Here is a 16,693-nt window from a genome sequence, read left to right on the forward strand (position 1 = left end):
GGAAATCTGTCTGGAGCAATCAACGCGTGTATGTTGTGGGCGGGCATTCCGGCACCACGTTCGATGACAACGGTCGCGCAATTGCCCTTCATCTTGCGCGCAACAAGAAGAACCGGGTCTATTGGGTCAGCAGAACCGGAGAACTGCCCGGGTCCAATCACAGTGAAATTCTGCCGCTGAAACGGGGATCTCTAAAGGCGCAATTCGCTCTAGAGTTCTGCCATGCCTGTCTATTTTCACACGGTTGGACCGATGTGTCCATCAACAGCCACCGCCCCAGACCGTGGCGTGTCGACATGTTTCTGAGCCATGGTGTTTACGGATTAAAATTTGCGGGACGCTTTTTGAATCGCGCTCCTACTAATCCGTTTGATGTCATATTGTGTAGCTCTGACTGGGAACGAAAGATCAGGGCGCAATTATTCCAGATTGATGAACAACGGGTATTGCCAATGGGCATACCAAAACACGATTCCTATTTCGAAACGCCCCTGAACGATCTGGATGCGTCTGTTCATCAAGTTTTGTATGTTCCGACTTGGCGGGATTGGCTGCAAAGCAAGCCGACGGAGCGGGCGCTGGACAGCCATATTTCCGGCCTCGCGGATCTCATAAATTCCATGCCAGAAACAGACGCCATCGGTCGCAACTTTGAACTTACCCTGGTCATCCACAAAAACCTGATGTCCACGATGCCGCGTTTCCTTGAAGCATTCACAAATGATAAGGTGCGCGTCGTACAGAGTGATGTGGTCGATATACGAGAGCTTCTGACCTCGTCAGACACGCTTATTACGGATTATTCCTCCGTCATCTGGGATTTTTCCTTTACTGGACGAAAGGTGGCAAGATACCTATTCGACAAAGAAGTATACGATTGGATTACAGGCGAATACTCTGAAGCCTCTGATCTTACGGCGCCAATTACGTTTGTTGACCCTTCGCAGCTGTGGAAATTCGTACAAAGCACCGATCAGCCGCACGCAACCAAAGAAATGGCGCAGGAATGGGCACATTATGCACGGGGCGATGCCTGCGCTCAGATTGAAGAGTTCTTGCTGAAAGAAAGCTGTCGCATAATCAAAGACCGATCGCTTCAAAAAGAGATTAAACATAGCCGTCCTTGATGCAGAACCGATGTACGGTCGACCGATTGTTCGGGCTCATAATGGTCCAAGAAGCAGCCAAGAATTCGATGATGCTGACCTGAGCACCTGAATCTTCTCCAGTTTTGTGTAGAGTCTATCCAACACAAGAATGGACCAATGAAGACGAGATTCACCGACGAACAGTTCATCCAGATGATCAGGGATCAGAAAGCAGGCGAGAAGACTACGGATGTGTGCCGACGCTATGGGATTAGCCAAGGCACCTTTTACAAATACAAGTCGAAGTATGGTGGCATGGAGCCGTCAGATGCCAAGAAGCTGCGTGCGCTTGAGACTGAGAACGCGAAGCTGAAGAAGCTGCTGGCCGAACAGATGTTGGACAACGCCATGCTTCGGGATGTGAACTCAAAAAAGTGGATCGTCGTAGGTTTCCTGGGTCTCAGCCCGGCTGACTTCAGGTCCTTGCTAAAGCGTTGGTCATGCCCACAGAAACCATGTTCCCGCGCGTTCGAGAGCAGCGACTTGCGTTGCACGATGTACCGGCCATGCTCGAACAACGCTGCGCCTGAAAAGAACTTCGCGTCATCTAACCCGCGATCCAGATGGTTCTGGTGACAGTAATCGAGAGCCCAGTTGCGGGTCGCGCGCCATTGACCAGTCACAGGGCACCGTGTCTCGGCGTTGCGCAGCAGCGGTTCGACCAGCGCCTTGTGATCACCGCGATACGTCCAAACGCGGTTCGTCTGTTGCGTATATGCGCGCTCGAACCGGGTTTTGGCTCGAGCAGCGGCGACTCTCATTGAAACGACAAAGCCATCTTCCGTGTGAACGTCACAGCTCTCACCATCTTCGTGCAATTCAATCTTGGTGATCATCAGCCCTGCTCCCGCATCCATGCGACCACATCATCGCGCAGGTAGCGAACTACCCGGCTAGTCGGCTGCGAATAGGGCGGACCAAAGGCATCTTTGCGCCAGCGGAACAAAGTCTCTGTAGTGACGCCAAGAAACGTCGCCGCTTCTTCTGGGTTCATTACTTGGGGCGGGTTTGCGCGGATCAAATCAACACGCAGGTCAGCCAACTGCTGACCGAGTTCTTCGATAGTCATGATAACCTCAACGGTAGGCAATTGCAGGAAAGCCCTATCTGGGCATTTCATTTCTCTGAGTGCTGTCGCGTGCCTATCTGCCCCGCAGGTCACAGTTCAGCGCTGCCGCATCGCTACTCCGTTGATGTTTTTAAATTAAGTGCCCGTCCGACCAATTTCAACAACATTGCAAGGTGCATCCTCAAGCTGCTTATTGATCGCCTTGGCAATGGCATCCGCGCCACGCTTCTGCTCATCAAAGCTCGGCTCACCATAGTGGCCAAGCATCCGCAGGTCGTTGTCGGTTAGCGTCTGCTGAGCGAGCCAGCGGTGCACATGGCGCGGACAAACCTCGCGCGCCGCTGTCATCCAGAAATGCCGCAGGTCGCCGGGATTGGTCAGCTCAAGCCCATCCATCTGGCCGAGGTGTTTGCGCTTGTCTCCGATGATGCGCCGGGACGGGAACACCCAATCGCAATCCTCATACCTGATCTTTTTTAGGCGTTTGAGCATCCGCACCGCATCATCCGACACGGCGATCCTGCGGTCATAGGTGTGCTTGCTGCGCCGGAACGTGATTGCCCCGTTCTCAACATCAACCTGATCCCATTCCAAAGCCCGAAACGTCTCTTGGCGAAACCCTGTGTACCAAGTCAGCATCCACCACAGGCGGATATGCTCGTTCGGTATCTGCTCAATCTCGGCCCAGCGGTCCGCCCACGGCACGGACAAATCAAGTTTGCCGGTTTCGACGCGGCTCTTGATCGTGGTGTTGTCCAGCAGCGATGGAATCGGCAACGCCAAGGCGCACGGGCGATTGACGAAACGAACCACTGCCCCGGCCAGTACAGATGCTGTCCGCGCGCCATGCGGGCGCGTCAGTTGCAGTGAATTCAGGTACTGATTGATTTCGAGGATCGGCAGTTCATCGACATGGACATCTGCCCAGCCCGAAAAACGCAGCTTGAATGTATTGCGGTAATCCTTGGCGGTTTTCTCAACCATTGGAGCCTTGCCCGATGCTCGCTCACTCGTGCGGTGTTCGATGTACTGTTCCAGAGCCTCGGCGAATGTCGGGATGCCAAGAGCCGCCTTCTGAGTTTCGCGCTCATCCTTTGTCAGCACATTGCCCTCGTGGATGTCGAGCAGCGTCGCGCCCATCTGCTTCTTGGCCCAAGCGCAATGCGCGCCTTTGCTCGCCCACTGCGCCAGCTTGACCGACCGCGTTTTTTGCGCGCCAGAATCCCACTTGGTCACGTACCAAGTTTTGACGCCGCTCTTGGTTACGCAGAGGCGCAACCCCTTGCAGGATGGATCTGAGAACCATGTTGTCTTGGTTGTGGACAGCGACTTGAGCGTCGAATCCGTAAACTTAATCTGCGGCATACCATGTCCTTGTAATGACCGTTTCGTTACAAGGTTCATGATACGTTCTAACCACAATCAAACCCAACCGAAGATTAAGAATGAACCTCAAGCAGTTGAGGAAACATCTTATTTTACCGGTGTTTGACTGGTATTTAAGTGGTGCCCCCACACGGACTCGAACCGCGGACCTACTGATTACAAATCAGAAGCACTTCAAATTCTGGAACGAGTCGCACTCTACCTCACTCAGTCGCACACTAACGCAGTTTTCCTAATTTTTGTTGATGTATTAGCCGTCCCTCCTATTGTCCCCTGCGTAAAATGTGTCTAAGTTAGTCGCATGTGACATCACTCAATCTCAGTGTTTTTGTCCCCCACAAGTCCCCCAGAGGCCAAACTGTGAAGAAAGAGCTTACCAACGCCTACCTTATGAAGCTCAAGCCCCCAGCCGATGGGCGGGAGGAAATATCGGACACCAAGCGAGCCGGGTTGCGTTTGCGGGTATATCCTGCCCGCGCTGTCTGGATGTATGAGAAGCGCGTGAAGGGTGGCGCGAAGCGCAAGCACACATTTGGCACCTATTGCACATGGTCCCCCACGGGAAAGCGCGAGGATGGGGCGCTTGGGCTGGCTGAGGCGCGCGCGTTAGCCCTTGAGATAGAGGCCGAGGCCGCGCGGGGGTTTGACCGCGTGTTGGAGGCAAAACAGACGCGCCGGGAACAGGAGCGGGCCGCTGCTACGGCCCAGACGCTGCAAGACGTGCTGGACGCATATGACGAACTGCATCTCTCCAACTTGAAGCGTCAGGGGGAGAGAAAGCGCCAACTTGAGGATGCATTTAGAAAACACCTTCTCCAACCCATCGGGGATCTGACGCGCGCCAACCTACAAAGGCCGATAGATGACAAGGCCAAAGAGGGTAAGTTGTTCATGGCCAACCGGATCAGGGCCGCTCTAAAGCACTTCACGCGCTGGTCTTGGCGGCGGGAGTATCTTGAACAAGACATCGGGGACCGACTGGAGCGGGCGACTAAAGAACAAATCCGGGACCGCGTTCTTAGCCTGGAGGAGGTCCGAGCCATTTGGAAGAAAACCCACGAACTAGGCGATTTATGGGGGCCACCTGTCCGCCTCTTGATGCTGACGGTTCAGCGGCGCACCTCGATCAACAACCTGCGCAAGAGTGAACTGGAGCTTTCAAAAGCTAGATTCAAAAAGGCTGTTTCTCAGGAAAAGAACGACCGTGGACATATCACCCACCTCTCGGCCCCTGCCTTATCCGAGATTGAGGCTTTACTTTTTCACCGCCAACAGATGCTGGACGAAGCCAAAAAGGACAAGAAGTCAGGCAAGTCCCCTGCTACATCCGCTACATCTGCTACATCAGATTTCTTGTTCACAACCACTGGCCGCACTCCAATATCCGGTTGGAGCAAGATGAAGACACGGCTGGATGAGCTTCTTGGTGATGATTTTGAACCTTGGAGATTACACGATTTCAGGACCGCATTTGCGACGCACATGGCCGAGCGCGGCATTTCAGAATCTGTGGTGGATCGAGTGTTAAACCACGCCGCAACCGGCTCAAAGCCAAGCGCCGTGGCCCGGGTATACAATCAGGCCGAACTGCTGGCTGAGCGCGCTGTTGCTTTAGACAAATGGGCAGAACTGGTGACGCAGGAAAGTGCGGATGTAGTAGCGATTGGGGGTGGCAGTGATGTCGGATGAAAACGGTAATTCATACAATCCTGACCTTCGGCTACTAGCCATGGCCAAGCACAACGATTTGGAGCCCCTAGCCGACTACATAGAGCGTGGCGGCACCCTCCATACAGAAACGCGATACTGGCTCGCTGACTTCTTGCGGGGCGAGGTCAGCTTTCCGAACCACAGACCTCGAACACACCAGAGGCGACTTGAGGATTTCAGCATTTGGCGGGCCGTTGAGAAGGAAAAAGCGCTGGCTGGAATTACGACTAACGCCGCGTATGAGGTTGTTGCAGCATTGCGCACTGCGCAAGCACGCGAACAAGACTGCACTCAACCAGAGATAACAAGACAGACTATAAAGAACGCTCATCTTCGGGCGGACAAGGAATTGTCTGAGGCTATACCGGCAGTTAAGAAGTGAAAACTTCCAACCTACTGATAACATTTATTTATTTTTCTGAATAACGCACTCTCAACATGTCGCAACTAACCGCGAGGTGTTGAAAATGAACGCAATCACAGGAGACCGCCTTCTTTCGGTGAAAGATACTGCCGCCATTCTTGGTTGCAGTGTCGCCACCGTTTGGCGCAGGGCAGCAGCCGGGAAAATCCCGCAGCCGGTCAAGTTGGAAGGGACCACCCGTTGGTCTGAATCTGAAATCCAAAATCTTGTTGAGGAAGCCAAGGCGCAGCGCGCCGCCGCTTAAACGAAACCCGCGCCAACGGGCATGTTGGACACGGGAACATTCGTTTTTCAGTCACAGCAAGACTAAGCGAAATTTACCGTGATCCGCCCAAAAGCGCAAGCTTGAGGAACGAGCATGACTTTGATGTATCACTCCGAAAACAAACACCACGACCCGGCCAAACGCTTTGGCGCAGCGCCGGTATTCAACCCCAGCAACGACAACAACCCGCCGCGTGTTCTGCTGCGCGACTGCCCGATTGTGGCGAAGCACTGGTTCGGCGTGAACGTGGAGGCAGTGTAATGACAGAGCAAGTCAATACCCCGACCAAAGAGCCCCGTAACACGCTGTATGTGCAGCGCTGGGCGGACCTGAACACCCTGACCGAACCCGCAGAATACGAGGTAACCAACGACGCGGGCGAAACCCATGTGATCCATGCCGACCGGAACTTGCGCCGTGTGTTGGAGGCGTTGCGCAAGCAACCCATTTACTGCGCTTCGCGCTGCAGGATCAGCCACTATGTAAACCTGTTGCGGCATGAAAAGCGTGTTCAGATCGAAACCGACCGCTACAGCAATGACGCCGCCTCGGGGCGTAAGAGCTACGGCGTGTTTCGCCTGGTGAGCAAGGTTGTTCGGACCCAGCCGGGCGAGGTGTAGCCATGAACGCTGAGACCATCACTTTCAATCTCGGTGGTGTCTGGCGCAATGGACGGGGCTCTGCGCCCTGTCCCGTCTGCCAGCCCGAACGCCGCCGCGACCAAACTGCCCTGTCAATCTCGGAGGCCAGTGGCCGGTTATTGCTGCATTGCTTCAAGAACAACTGCGATTTTCGGGATATTGCCGACGCCGCCAATGTTCCGGCCAGTTCGGCGCGGGTCGATCCCGAGGCGCAGCGCGAGGCTGAACAGAAACGCAAGGAATATGAGGCGAACAAGCTGCGGCAGGCTCAAGGTATCTGGGATGCCTGCCGCCCCATCGAACGCACCAAAGCAGAGTCCTATCTGCGCGGGCGTGGTATCACTTGCGACTTGCCACCGTCTCTGCGCTTTGCGCCGGATATCTTTCACAACCCGTCAACCTCGTGGTGCATGGCAATGGTAGCCCAGACCACAACCGGGGGCATTCACCGGACGTTCTTCGACAAGAAAGGCATCCGCCTGAAGAAAAACGCCAAGATGATGCTGGGGCCGTGTTCGGGCGGCGCTGTGGTGCTGTCACAGGCCGTAGGGCCGCTTGTGGTGTGTGAAGGCATCGAGACCGGCCTATCGCTGCTGTCCGGTCTTTTGGACGGCCCTGCGACTGTCTGGGCCACGCTCAGCACATCGGGAATGAAAGCCGTGCGCCTGCCGGTTCGCCCAACGAGCCTGATTGTTGCGACTGATGGCGATGACGCCGGACGTGAGGCCGGTCACTCATTGGCCAGCCGCGCCAATTCTCTTGGCTGGAAAGTATCGACCATGCCCGCACCTGACGGGCAGGACTGGAATGACGTTTTGCAAGAGGGGGCCAAGGTATGACAGTGATCCAGCCCAAACCATTCATTGAAGAAGGCCCACAACCCTTGCTGCGGGAAATCCCGCGCGGCGTTGAGTATCCTGTAAATGCGCTGGGGCCGCTCAGGGGCGCGGTTCTGGCCGTGCAGCAAGCCACGCAAGCCCCGGCGGCTATCGCGGCACAATCGGCCTTGTCGGTGGCGTCTCTGGCCGTGCAGGCTCATGCTGATGTTGAGACCCTGGCCGGGTATTCACCAACCTCTCTGTATTGCCTGACTGTTGCTCAATCTGGCGAGCGGAAAAGCGGTTGCGATAAGCTGGTCATGAATGGCCTACGCGAGTTTGAGCGCGAACAGACAGCCCAGCACAAAGAAGATATGGCTGATTGGCAGCTCACCCATAAACTATGGGCCGCCAAACGTGACCGGCTGTTGAAAGAAGCGTCTGGTAGCAAGCCAGACAAAGCCGCTGCCGCTGAGGTCGACTTGAAGGCCATGGGGCCAGAACCGCCACAGCCCCTGTCGCCTAAACTGACGGCATCGGAACCCACGATTGAAGGGCTGGTGAAGCTTTACCTTGTGGGCCAGCCCAGCCTCGGGTTGTTCTCTGACGAGGGCGGCGGCTTTCTTGGCGGCCATGCCATGAACAACGATAACCGCATGAAGACAGTCGCCGGGCTGTCTAAGCTCTGGGATGGCGAACCACCTGACAGGGTTCGGGCTGGTGACGGAGCCGTTAGCCTCTACGGGCGCAGGTTGGCGATGCATTTGATGGTTCAGCCGGTCGCAGCACGGCCCCTGCTTTCAGATCCGATTGCATCCGGTCAGGGGTTCTTGGCCCGGTTCCTGATAACAGAACCCATCAGCAATATCGGAGTTCGGCTGAACAGGCCGAACGCGGATGTAGCAGATGTAGCAAAAGTAGCAATGTCCGGGCGTCTGAATCAGCTTTTGACGCACCCGAAACCACTTGATGAAGACAGGCCGCAAGAGCTCAAGCCAAGGGCACTGCCCCTGTCTGCCGCAGCCAAGGACCTGCTGTTTGAATATTACAAGTTCACAGAGGCATCACAGGGCAGCGGTGGTGATTTCGAACATGTCAAATCCTTCGCCTCCAAGTCAGCGGAACAGGCCGCACGGATTGCTGGTGTCTTGACGCTCTGGAGCGATTTGAACGCACACGAGGTCACCGATGATGTCATGACTGATGCAATCGACCTTACACAGTTCTATCTGAATGAGGCCATGAGGCTGGCAGAGACCGCGATGATTACAGAGCGGATCGAGCAAGCGGATTGCCTTCGGAAATGGATTCTGGATGTCTGGCCGGATCATGCCAGCAAACTCGGGCGGGACAGCAACACGATTATGCCGCGTGATGTAGTCGTGTACGGCCCCGGCGCATTCCGTGAAACACCCAAAGCTAAATCCTTGCTGTCTGTCCTGGCAGAGCACCAATGGCTGCATCAGCTTGACCCCGGAACACTTATCGACGGGGCAAATCGTAGCCTTGCTTATCGCATCGTTAGGGGGTGATTCATGACCGCTTTATTCGATACTCGCGCCGCATTGGCAAAAATCAGAAATCAGCAGGGCACCCCTGCTACATCTGCTACTTCTGCTACACAGGGCGTCAAATCCGAGGCTCATGTAGCAGATGTAGCAAAAGTAGCAGCCCCTACCGGCCAAAATGCAAAAAAAGAAGGTGAGCGGAATCCGCACACTTTCGATGCCTCTCAATCACTCCTGCAGCCCCCAAATCAGGGGCCAGTGCCTGACAAGATTGGCGTCGGCGGCAGGCCGGTCACATGGACCGGCAAGGTGGTCAGCCTGGATGACTGGCGGAACCTGCCGGAATGGGAAAGGCACGGGCCGAAGGGGCGGGTGTGGAATGGCAAAACTCGACAGTGGGAGCGGGCAAGATGAGCAGTGATGACAACCGTAAATACGGTGCGAATACGGATGAACGGAACCCGGACGGAACATTTGCAACGGGGAACTCAGGTAGGCCGCGTGGTGCCCGCCACCGGGTTACACGGGCTGTCGAGGAACTACTGGAAGGCCAATCAGAGGCAATCACTCAAAAGGCTGTGGAACTGGCGCTGGAGGGTGACAGCACGGCCCTGCGTCTTTGTTTGGAGCGTATCGCGCCATCCCGAAAGGACGCACCTGTCAACTTCGACCTTCCCCCCATCAAATCCGCTGAGGACGCCTCAGAGGCCGCTCAGGCGGTGCTACAGGCCGTTTCTCAAGGTGATGTCACGCCGCTTGAAGGGGCAACGGTCATGGGGCTGGTGGAGCAGTACAGGCGGGTGCTGGAAACGACCGAGTTGGAACGCCGGATTACAGCATTGGAGGCAGCGAAATGACTGTTGGTAAAACTATCGGGAACCTAGAGGTACGTTTCTTGGAATCCGAGCTTCATTACACTTGGGTACAGGCAGGCCTTTCTGAGCGTGAATTGAAAGCTCTTGAGGAAAATGTTCGGCGCGAACTCGGTTTGCCGGAAAGCGCTCAAATCATTGCGCTTCATCTGAGCGAACCCCCAGATTATCTTCCCTCAATACCACAGAACCGGTCGACATTCGTTTCCGAATCTGCGGCAGAACCACAGGAGAAGACCCTATGAGTTTGAACACAAGACTACGGAAAATAGAACAACACTTTGGTCGTCAATTAGGCGATGATGTTGCGGCTATTATCATATGCTCGGTTGCTCCGAATTACAGTGAGGTTGGGTGTTGTGATCCCAACTATCAGGAAGAACCGGTTCGAACTCCCGTGTTTGCCAACATCCTTAAGGGGCCGCTATCTGGCCAAAAAGTTGTGAGTAAAGAATGCGAATCACTGAATGAGTTCAGCGTCAGAGTGAACCAGATTGTGGAGGGCTTATTATGAGCATTCGAAACCGGATCAAGAAGTTGGAAGGCCAGAACGACAGGTCGGGAACTGGCTTTGTTGTGTTTCAAACCCTGTTCTCCTGCAACAACGTCAGAGCGCACATCATCTGGGGTCGCGGAAGGTCAATTACTGTTGAGCGCGATGAGAATGAGAATCTAACCGTCTATGAAGCAAGGATTGCGAGCTTGAGTAAGTCTCGGTGGGAGCAAGCATTGGAGGGCCAGATATGAGTATCCGCACGCGAGTAGGCAAACTAGAGCAACGCAAGCACGGCGGAAACGCTGAGGTGTTTATCAGCGTCCTGATTTACGAGGCCCCACTCAATGGTGGCGAAGACGAAGAAATCGTCACGGCCCATGTCATGTGGGGGTTGGGCAAAGTCGCGGGCTTCAAACGTGAAGAAGGTGAAAGCACTGAATCTTTCACTGAGCGGATGCATCAAATCGGTCAGTTGTCATGGCCAGAGGCGAAGCAAAAATACGTTCCGGAGCAAAAGCGATGAACATCGGCCGATAGCTCATGCGCCCGCAAAACTGCCATTATCGATCAAATTATGCTAGTTTGATGCAATTATTTCAAATTGTGCCGATTCTACATCGAAAGAAGATAGGACATTATTGCCATGGTAGAAAACAACAATTCACCAAAAGCCACTGATTCTAAATGGGAAGATTTCGTTGCCGTTGAATCTGATGATGTTTCGCAATTGGAAGACAGTGAGGAAAGGGAGGTTCTTCTTTGCAGCAAGCTGCGGATCCTGCCTGCTAGGATACTACTCTCCGCCTCAGATTGCGCCTCTCATTTAGAGGTTGTGGTTCGTTGGACAAGAGCGACGGGCGATGAGGACCGTCGATATAGAATGACACGTAGATATGCTCGAGACCTTAGGTCAGCAGGGGCCAGCAATCCTCGAATTGTATTACAACATGCGGGTTTGGATTGGTCCCACGGTGAGGATGCGCCCGAATCTTCGTTGACTTACTTGGGCTCTAAAAATGATGGGGTTATTTTCTGGCATGAATATCGAAATGACTCTGGCAGGTATCTTGGTCTCCACTGGGAAACTCTGAGAGACGGAAACCGCCGACACGTTTGGGTACAAATCTCTTCACCTAATCAAGTTGTAAGATGTCCGATTGATCCATTTGTCGATCCAACTCTCCCGGGTGAAGTGAGGTTCATTCACATTAAATTTGAAGCTGAGTAATCAGACATGTTAGCAACATCTCTACTCAAGGATCGCGCTTCATTCGATTGAATCTCTAGGGTGGATGTATTGGGCGAGCGCATTACCTGGCGAAGGACGCCCAATCTCCATATCCATGCTGACACCTAGTGCATTAGGGGTCCATTTAGTTCTCGCAGTTCGAGGAATTATTCCTTGCGAGGACCTCAAATCACCAACACTCCTCCCAAGCATCAAAACCTGCTCTTGCAACCTAGATATTTGATTGGACATTTCTGCTATCAATCGGTCTTTTTGGTCACCGCTTCTAGAAAGTTCACTGAAGCCATTGGCAACAGTGACAGGGTTACTAACAGTCACATCGGCCTGAAACGAATTTACCTGATTCATGATCCTTGAAATTGCATCCCGATGCGAATTGGGGTCGTCGTGTACGTACCGAATAATGTTGGTTCCGCCTACATCGAAAGGTGGTGCGGGTTCCCAGTTCGACAACATGATGCACGGCCGCTGAAAGGCGTGCCGGATGCCTAGTTCGTAGAACACATTGGCATTCGACCCCGACAAATCCGCAATTACCAAATCTGCGTTTATAAGCTGCTGTACAATCTCGGTCGTAATGTGAGTTGGCTTGTCGTGCTTGTCCACACGTACTGGTTCGTCATAGTCGAGGTCCGCCAGTGATGGCTTAATGATGTATTCAAGCACACAGTCGGCGCGACGTCTGGTATCGCTTCCTTCATCACCTATGGGAGAGACCACAAAGCAAGTCTTACTTGTCATTTATTCCTACCGCCTATGGCATCAGTACTCGCTTCGAGTGCATCAGATTTTCATTTGGACTACAATCACAGTACAATACAACTGAATTGATGTGAGTTGGATTATCCCATTTTTCTTTGAATGTGCTTTTGCAAGAAAGGACAACATATGAAACGCTATGAGGACAGAGACCACCCAGATTGCTGGATCGAGTGTGAGGGGTCTGGCACAGCAGTATATGCGGATCCACCGGGGCAGTGCTTCACGAGTTGTGGTGAGGAGGGTCTAGCTCGCTGCCTTGGTGAAGCTTTGGATTACATTGTCGGCGGTATGGAGTTCAGACTATCAACCTCAATTCCCTTCTTAGGAATCCATGACATTCTTCAGCTGCGCTTTGAAAACTATGTTGAGTCTGCAGAGTATTATTCCGTACTTGATAGGCTTCAAAGCGCAAAAGATACTCAGCAAGCCGATGCCTTCGAATTCTCAGGGGAAACAACGCTTATCGAATTGCTCAACGATATTGCCGACCACTTTGCAGGTGAGCAATTGGCCGAAGCATAGCAATGGCTTGTTTGCTCAACAGAATCCCACGCGACTGGCGTACAATCAATACTGTTCGCTCATCATTCGTTAGCCAAGCGTTGACTGCTGCGTCGATATCAATTGTTATTTTACCAAAGTCAGGGTTTATCGAGCTAGTTTTTGGAGAAGATTGGCGATATTACGTTTCCCTTATCGGTGCTATAGTGTTCCTTTTGGGTTATTTACTTCCATTTTTTATCGCGACGCCTGAATTTCGTCAGCCGCGTCCGAGAAGTGACTATTTAGAGTATTGGAAGTCCATAGCGACCATTGATTTTTTTAAGAGCCGTCGTCAGTTGATGAAAAAGCTCTCAGATCGACTTGCTGATAATCCCCCACCGGACCTCCCTAAATCTGTGAAGATTAACGCTCAATCCAAATTGAGTGCTGCTACGGCACTCAACCAATATGCCGGGTGGCCCTTGATTCAAGGCGGAATGTATGATGCGGATTTAGAGCTTCGCGCCTATGACCAACATGCCAAGCGTTGTATCGTGTCGTTTCTGCTCTACGCTGGAATAGTGACAATTGTTTCGCCTAACGTGTTGCATTTTATTTATTATCTCGCGTGTCGCGGCGGATGATGAGTGCTCCCAATGTGAACGCAATCATGTTTGCGTCATTAGAGTCCGCTGCATGGCTAACTTCTAGAAGTTTAGGTACGACGCGCCGAACTCGTACCCCCTCATTGAAATCGCTAATCCCCATCAAGGCGCGCCGCATCACACTGCTACATGTGTTAAGTGTTTCAATTGAGGCCCTGCGGTGAATAAACTAGTGACATTCGGACATGCGAATATCTCATTTCTGTTTCTCGCCAATTGTTGGGAAATTCGCGGGGCGACACGCCGAACTAACTAACCCCCTCAAATCCAGTTGGAAAAACCAGAACGTTCTAAAATCAAGACATGCCGCCCACGTTGTCAGGATCGCATTGTGGCAAATTTGTGTCTACGATTCTTTTTGAATCTCACGGTTCGCGATAAGGAAACAAACCGTTTCGATTTATCTGTAAGCATTACGGGAATCCCCCAATTTCGGGGAAATCGCTCAAACGCTAGGTTGTATCTAACGGAACAACACTACCACACCGTATACCCCCTCAAGAAAGAGGGGCTGGCCAAGACCCCCTCATCCAGCCCCTCACCACCTTCACTCTCAATCATTTGTGAGACGGTGGATCTTTCCCCTGCCCCCAGAGCGGAAAGATACAAAACTCTAACAAAGCCCTCGTCTTTTTCAGCCCGCTATAAATGGGGGGGTACACGGCAGGCCAACTGTCAGAAAGCTATCAGTTCCGCGCCATCACACCAGTATAGTCGAATGACGGCTCTGAGCCCAAGTCGGACCTTCAATTTCGGCGTCGCCAAGGCCTATTTCCTTCCGTATTATCATTGATGTAGTCGCAAGCGGCATTGTCCGTCTCACGCGCAGTTTCAGCAATACGAACCCTGTAGTCGTCTCGTAGGGTATTCAGCCTTACGTAATCCGCGTCTGATCCCTTATGTGCAATCTCCCCTCGCACACTCACGAAATCGTTGATGTAATCAGGACCGCAAGACCAACACTCTGTCAAATTGGCCCAGCCTGTGAGCCTTTTGAACAACAAACTAATTGGGTTTGCTTTTGGGGTGTTTAACCCAGTCACAAGCTCTTTTGCATGACTAAGGTAAACAAGTCGCCAGCCTTCTCCCGCCAAATCCAAAGGCTTGAGTTCGTGGGAATGCACCTTCACGTGCTTCGAAAGCTCTTTGCGCACGTCCTTTGGCAAGCCGTTTGGAGCGCGCGCTCTTTCCGCCAAACAGCTTGCAACCTCAACCACAAGTTCTTCGATGTAAAGTTCCCAAGCTGCGCAAAGAAGGAACGTCCCGCTTCTTGTAATGTGCCCAAGCCCATGTCGACCTTGAGCGTTGTGGCTAAGAGCTTGATGACTTTCGATAAGTCGGTCGACATCAGTCAACATTCGGTTTTCAAAATTTTGTAAAGGCGGAAGATGGCATAACCTACGAGTCAATCTCGATTGTTCAAATAAGTTAACATCACATAGAACTGAGCGGCAGGAAAGTCCGCACCGCTGCCGTTAGTCTCGTCGCCAACCATCAATTAGTTCACCAAACGTTCCGCCTGTTTTGCTAAGCTCACCGAATGTGCGGACGACTCGGCAGACCTGAAATGACATGGGCGGAGCTCTTTGCTCTGCAGAACTGGATTGTGAACGGCGTTCCTATCCCAGTTGAGCGTGATCCAAACGCCAAAGACCTATCCATGAGTTGGAACGTCAAACCAACCCAGATGTTGGACGTGGCGTATATCCACGATGACCGCCTAGTGAGCACTACAGCCCGCTGGTGGCTTGTCCCGCACTGGTTCAAGGAAGATGTGAAGGAATGGAAGCCCACCACCTTCAATGCGAAGATAGAAACAGCGCACAAACTGGGTTCGTTCCGGGTCGCGTGGAAGCACAGCAGATGCATTATCCCGGCCAGCTTCTACTATGAATGGACAGGCCCCAAAGGAGCCAAGCAGCCGTGGCTTATCAAGACGGACAGCAACGACCCTTGTATGTACTTTGCGGGCCTCTACAGCCGTCTCTCATCCGGCCTCCACACGTGCACAATCCTAACACGGCCTGCCTTGCATCAAATCGAGCATATCCACGCCAGGTCGCCGGTTATTCTAACCAATGAGAACCTCGTTCCGTGGATGGCTGGAGAGATTGACCACGATGAAGCGCAGGAACTCGGGACTGATTGGGATGGACGGATGCGCTACTACAAGGTTGCCTCGATTGGCCGTGATGATGATGGGCCGGAACTGATTGAAGCAATCGAGGTGTAATGGCCACGCGCAGTAGATCCCCAAAGAAAGCAGCAGACGAAAAGTTTTTTCCCATCAGGGTACGTGTGCAAGTTCCTGAAGAAGGGTTCGGCTATCAATTAGATGAAGTCCACGCTTGGCTAAACACTCATGCTGGTCGTGGACGTTGGGGTTGGAATGCAGATAGTGTACTAACGCGGGGTGCTCGGGATGCGGTGTCGTTCTATCTTTTAGACCCCTCATTGGTTCCTGCATTGATAGAAGAGTTTAGCCTTGAGCTCGCTATTGCGGATAGCGACTTGTGTAGCCAGGGTTCATTTGATGCGAGCAAAGTGCCTGCAAGACAGCAATCTTAGTTGTTGGGGTCTTCTTGGCCGTCTTCGTTTACAACATCGAAGAACAGCCACAATACAACCATCGATCCGAACGGCGACCAACAAAGCGAAATGATCCACCATGGCCAAGGACTATGTCCCCGTGCTCTCGCCATGTCCCCAACAACTGCAAAAATCAGATAGATGACAAACACAAGCAACAGGAGAACGATTAGACCAACAATCGGTTCAAGCAGCACTTGCGAGTCCTCACCTACAATACTTGGCTCGTCTGAGCCGGGATTTAGCCGCTGGTGTCTCAAGATGCCTGTATCTACCACCTGAGTACCTTCGGCAGTCCAGGGCGTGTCCTGAGGCGATTACAGCGGCTCCGATGTCCTGCCCGTCAGCATAGCAAACCCCGACCCATCGGTCGTAGGTGCGTTCACCGTTCAACTTACACTCGATAGATTTGCCGCGAAGATAGTTGACCATCCAGCGTTTGGCATTTTGGCCGGATTGTGATCCAAGTTCAGGCGCGTCGACGCCGTTCAGCCGAACCGGGGTGCCGTCTACAACAATGGTATCAGCATCTCTGACGTGTAACTGAGCCTGCGCTGCGGACGCTATCGTGCCAATCAAGGCGGCGATAAATAATAGGTGGTTCATTG

22 protein-coding genes and 1 pseudogene are annotated in these 16,693 nt (G+C 52.9%); 17 read left to right on the forward strand and 6 right to left on the reverse strand.

Features of this window, described 5'->3' with window-relative positions:
- Nucleotides 1-26: 26 nt before the first annotated feature.
- Together ACR3E4_RS01715 and ACR3E4_RS01720 are read left to right on the forward strand one after the other, a co-directional pair.
- Nucleotides 27-1,127 (forward strand): CDP-glycerol glycerophosphotransferase family protein, encoded by a 1,101-nt coding sequence (locus tag ACR3E4_RS01715; protein ID WP_480536051.1) that lies wholly within the window; start codon nucleotides 27-29, stop codon nucleotides 1,125-1,127.
- A 138-nt stretch (nucleotides 1,128-1,265) separates the two neighbouring features.
- Nucleotides 1,266-1,529 (forward strand): annotated as a pseudogene (locus ACR3E4_RS01720) (transposase); the annotation flags it as partial.
- Between the two features lie 454 nt (nucleotides 1,530-1,983).
- Here ACR3E4_RS01720 and ACR3E4_RS01725 read toward each other — a convergent pair.
- Nucleotides 1,984-2,217 carry a helix-turn-helix transcriptional regulator gene (locus tag ACR3E4_RS01725; protein WP_480536052.1) on the reverse strand — a complete coding sequence of 78 codons (234 nt, stop codon included), beginning with the start codon at nucleotides 2,215-2,217 and terminating at the stop codon, nucleotides 1,984-1,986.
- A 135-nt stretch (nucleotides 2,218-2,352) separates the two neighbouring features.
- Nucleotides 2,353-3,582, reverse strand: a complete 1,230-nt coding sequence (locus tag ACR3E4_RS01730) for a tyrosine-type recombinase/integrase (protein ID WP_480536053.1) — start codon at nucleotides 3,580-3,582, stop codon at nucleotides 2,353-2,355.
- A 381-nt stretch (nucleotides 3,583-3,963) separates the two neighbouring features.
- On the opposite strand from ACR3E4_RS01730, the gene ACR3E4_RS01735 reads away from it, so the two are divergent.
- The 12 genes from ACR3E4_RS01735 to ACR3E4_RS01790 all read left to right on the forward strand — a co-directional run bounded on the left by ACR3E4_RS01735 (nucleotide 3,964) and on the right by ACR3E4_RS01790 (nucleotide 10,860).
- Nucleotides 3,964-5,292 (forward strand): tyrosine-type recombinase/integrase, encoded by a 1,329-nt coding sequence (locus ACR3E4_RS01735; RefSeq protein WP_480536054.1) that lies wholly within the window; start codon nucleotides 3,964-3,966, stop codon nucleotides 5,290-5,292.
- Nucleotides 5,282-5,695 carry a hypothetical protein gene (locus ACR3E4_RS01740; RefSeq protein WP_480567045.1) on the forward strand — a complete coding sequence of 138 codons (414 nt, stop codon included), beginning with the start codon at nucleotides 5,282-5,284 and terminating at the stop codon, nucleotides 5,693-5,695. Before ACR3E4_RS01735 ends, ACR3E4_RS01740 begins: the two co-directional genes overlap by 11 nt.
- A gap of 85 nt (nucleotides 5,696-5,780) precedes the next feature.
- On the forward strand, nucleotides 5,781-5,981 hold the full coding sequence (locus tag ACR3E4_RS01745; RefSeq protein ID WP_480536055.1) for a helix-turn-helix transcriptional regulator: 201 nt from the start codon (nucleotides 5,781-5,783) through the stop codon (nucleotides 5,979-5,981).
- Nucleotides 5,982-6,095: 114 nt separating this feature from the next.
- Nucleotides 6,096-6,263, forward strand: coding sequence for a hypothetical protein (locus ACR3E4_RS01750; protein ID WP_480536057.1), 168 nt, complete (start codon nucleotides 6,096-6,098; stop codon nucleotides 6,261-6,263).
- A complete protein-coding gene (locus tag ACR3E4_RS01755) occupies nucleotides 6,263-6,622 on the forward strand; it encodes a hypothetical protein (protein WP_480536058.1) in 360 nt (119 codons plus the stop codon). The genes ACR3E4_RS01750 and ACR3E4_RS01755 overlap by 1 nt, the downstream gene beginning before the upstream one ends.
- A 2-nt stretch (nucleotides 6,623-6,624) precedes the next feature.
- Nucleotides 6,625-7,482, forward strand: a complete 858-nt coding sequence (locus tag ACR3E4_RS01760) for a DUF7146 domain-containing protein (protein WP_480536059.1) — start codon at nucleotides 6,625-6,627, stop codon at nucleotides 7,480-7,482.
- Entirely contained in the window at nucleotides 7,479-8,993 is a 1,515-nt protein-coding gene (locus ACR3E4_RS01765) for a YfjI family protein (protein WP_480536061.1), read from the forward strand. The genes ACR3E4_RS01760 and ACR3E4_RS01765 overlap by 4 nt, the downstream gene beginning before the upstream one ends.
- A gap of 3 nt (nucleotides 8,994-8,996) precedes the next feature.
- Entirely contained in the window at nucleotides 8,997-9,383 is a 387-nt protein-coding gene (locus ACR3E4_RS01770; RefSeq protein WP_480536063.1) for a hypothetical protein, read from the forward strand.
- On the forward strand, nucleotides 9,380-9,826 hold the full coding sequence (locus ACR3E4_RS01775; protein ID WP_480536064.1) for a DUF5681 domain-containing protein: 447 nt from the start codon (nucleotides 9,380-9,382) through the stop codon (nucleotides 9,824-9,826). The genes ACR3E4_RS01770 and ACR3E4_RS01775 overlap by 4 nt, the downstream gene beginning before the upstream one ends.
- A complete protein-coding gene (locus ACR3E4_RS01780; protein WP_480536066.1) occupies nucleotides 9,823-10,086 on the forward strand; it encodes a hypothetical protein in 264 nt (87 codons plus the stop codon). Before ACR3E4_RS01775 ends, ACR3E4_RS01780 begins: the two co-directional genes overlap by 4 nt.
- On the forward strand, nucleotides 10,083-10,355 hold the full coding sequence (locus ACR3E4_RS01785; protein WP_480536067.1) for a hypothetical protein: 273 nt from the start codon (nucleotides 10,083-10,085) through the stop codon (nucleotides 10,353-10,355). The genes ACR3E4_RS01780 and ACR3E4_RS01785 overlap by 4 nt, the downstream gene beginning before the upstream one ends.
- Nucleotides 10,356-10,584: 229 nt before the next feature.
- Nucleotides 10,585-10,860, forward strand: a complete 276-nt coding sequence (locus tag ACR3E4_RS01790; protein WP_480536069.1) for a hypothetical protein — start codon at nucleotides 10,585-10,587, stop codon at nucleotides 10,858-10,860.
- A 744-nt stretch (nucleotides 10,861-11,604) separates the two neighbouring features.
- On the opposite strand, the gene ACR3E4_RS01795 is transcribed toward ACR3E4_RS01790, so the two are convergent.
- On the reverse strand, nucleotides 11,605-12,327 hold the full coding sequence (locus ACR3E4_RS01795; protein WP_480536071.1) for a hypothetical protein: 723 nt from the start codon (nucleotides 12,325-12,327) through the stop codon (nucleotides 11,605-11,607).
- A gap of 147 nt (nucleotides 12,328-12,474) precedes the next feature.
- Here ACR3E4_RS01795 and ACR3E4_RS01800 point away from each other — a divergent pair, with 147 nt between their 5' ends.
- Nucleotides 12,475-12,870, forward strand: a complete 396-nt coding sequence (locus tag ACR3E4_RS01800) for a hypothetical protein (protein ID WP_480536072.1) — start codon at nucleotides 12,475-12,477, stop codon at nucleotides 12,868-12,870.
- 2 nt (nucleotides 12,871-12,872) lie between these two features.
- Nucleotides 12,873-13,475 carry a hypothetical protein gene (locus ACR3E4_RS01805; RefSeq protein WP_480536073.1) on the forward strand — a complete coding sequence of 201 codons (603 nt, stop codon included), beginning with the start codon at nucleotides 12,873-12,875 and terminating at the stop codon, nucleotides 13,473-13,475.
- A gap of 767 nt (nucleotides 13,476-14,242) precedes the next feature.
- Here the strand turns inward: ACR3E4_RS01805 and ACR3E4_RS01810 are convergent.
- Nucleotides 14,243-14,854 carry a HEPN domain-containing protein gene (locus tag ACR3E4_RS01810; RefSeq protein WP_480536074.1) on the reverse strand — a complete coding sequence of 204 codons (612 nt, stop codon included), beginning with the start codon at nucleotides 14,852-14,854 and terminating at the stop codon, nucleotides 14,243-14,245.
- Nucleotides 14,855-15,036: 182 nt separating this feature from the next.
- Here ACR3E4_RS01810 and ACR3E4_RS01815 point away from each other — a divergent pair, with 182 nt between their 5' ends.
- On the forward strand, nucleotides 15,037-15,729 hold the full coding sequence (locus ACR3E4_RS01815) for an SOS response-associated peptidase (RefSeq protein WP_480536076.1): 693 nt from the start codon (nucleotides 15,037-15,039) through the stop codon (nucleotides 15,727-15,729).
- A 331-nt stretch (nucleotides 15,730-16,060) separates the two neighbouring features.
- On the opposite strand, the gene ACR3E4_RS01820 is transcribed toward ACR3E4_RS01815, so the two are convergent.
- Both ACR3E4_RS01820 and ACR3E4_RS01825 read right to left on the reverse strand, forming a co-directional pair.
- Nucleotides 16,061-16,282, reverse strand: coding sequence for a hypothetical protein (locus ACR3E4_RS01820; RefSeq protein WP_480536078.1), 222 nt, complete (start codon nucleotides 16,280-16,282; stop codon nucleotides 16,061-16,063).
- Between the two features lie 10 nt (nucleotides 16,283-16,292).
- Nucleotides 16,293-16,691 (reverse strand): thermonuclease family protein, encoded by a 399-nt coding sequence (locus ACR3E4_RS01825; RefSeq protein WP_480536080.1) that lies wholly within the window; start codon nucleotides 16,689-16,691, stop codon nucleotides 16,293-16,295.
- Nucleotides 16,692-16,693: the final 2 nt, after the last annotated feature.

The organism is Ruegeria sp. AP11, from assembly GCF_056535865.1.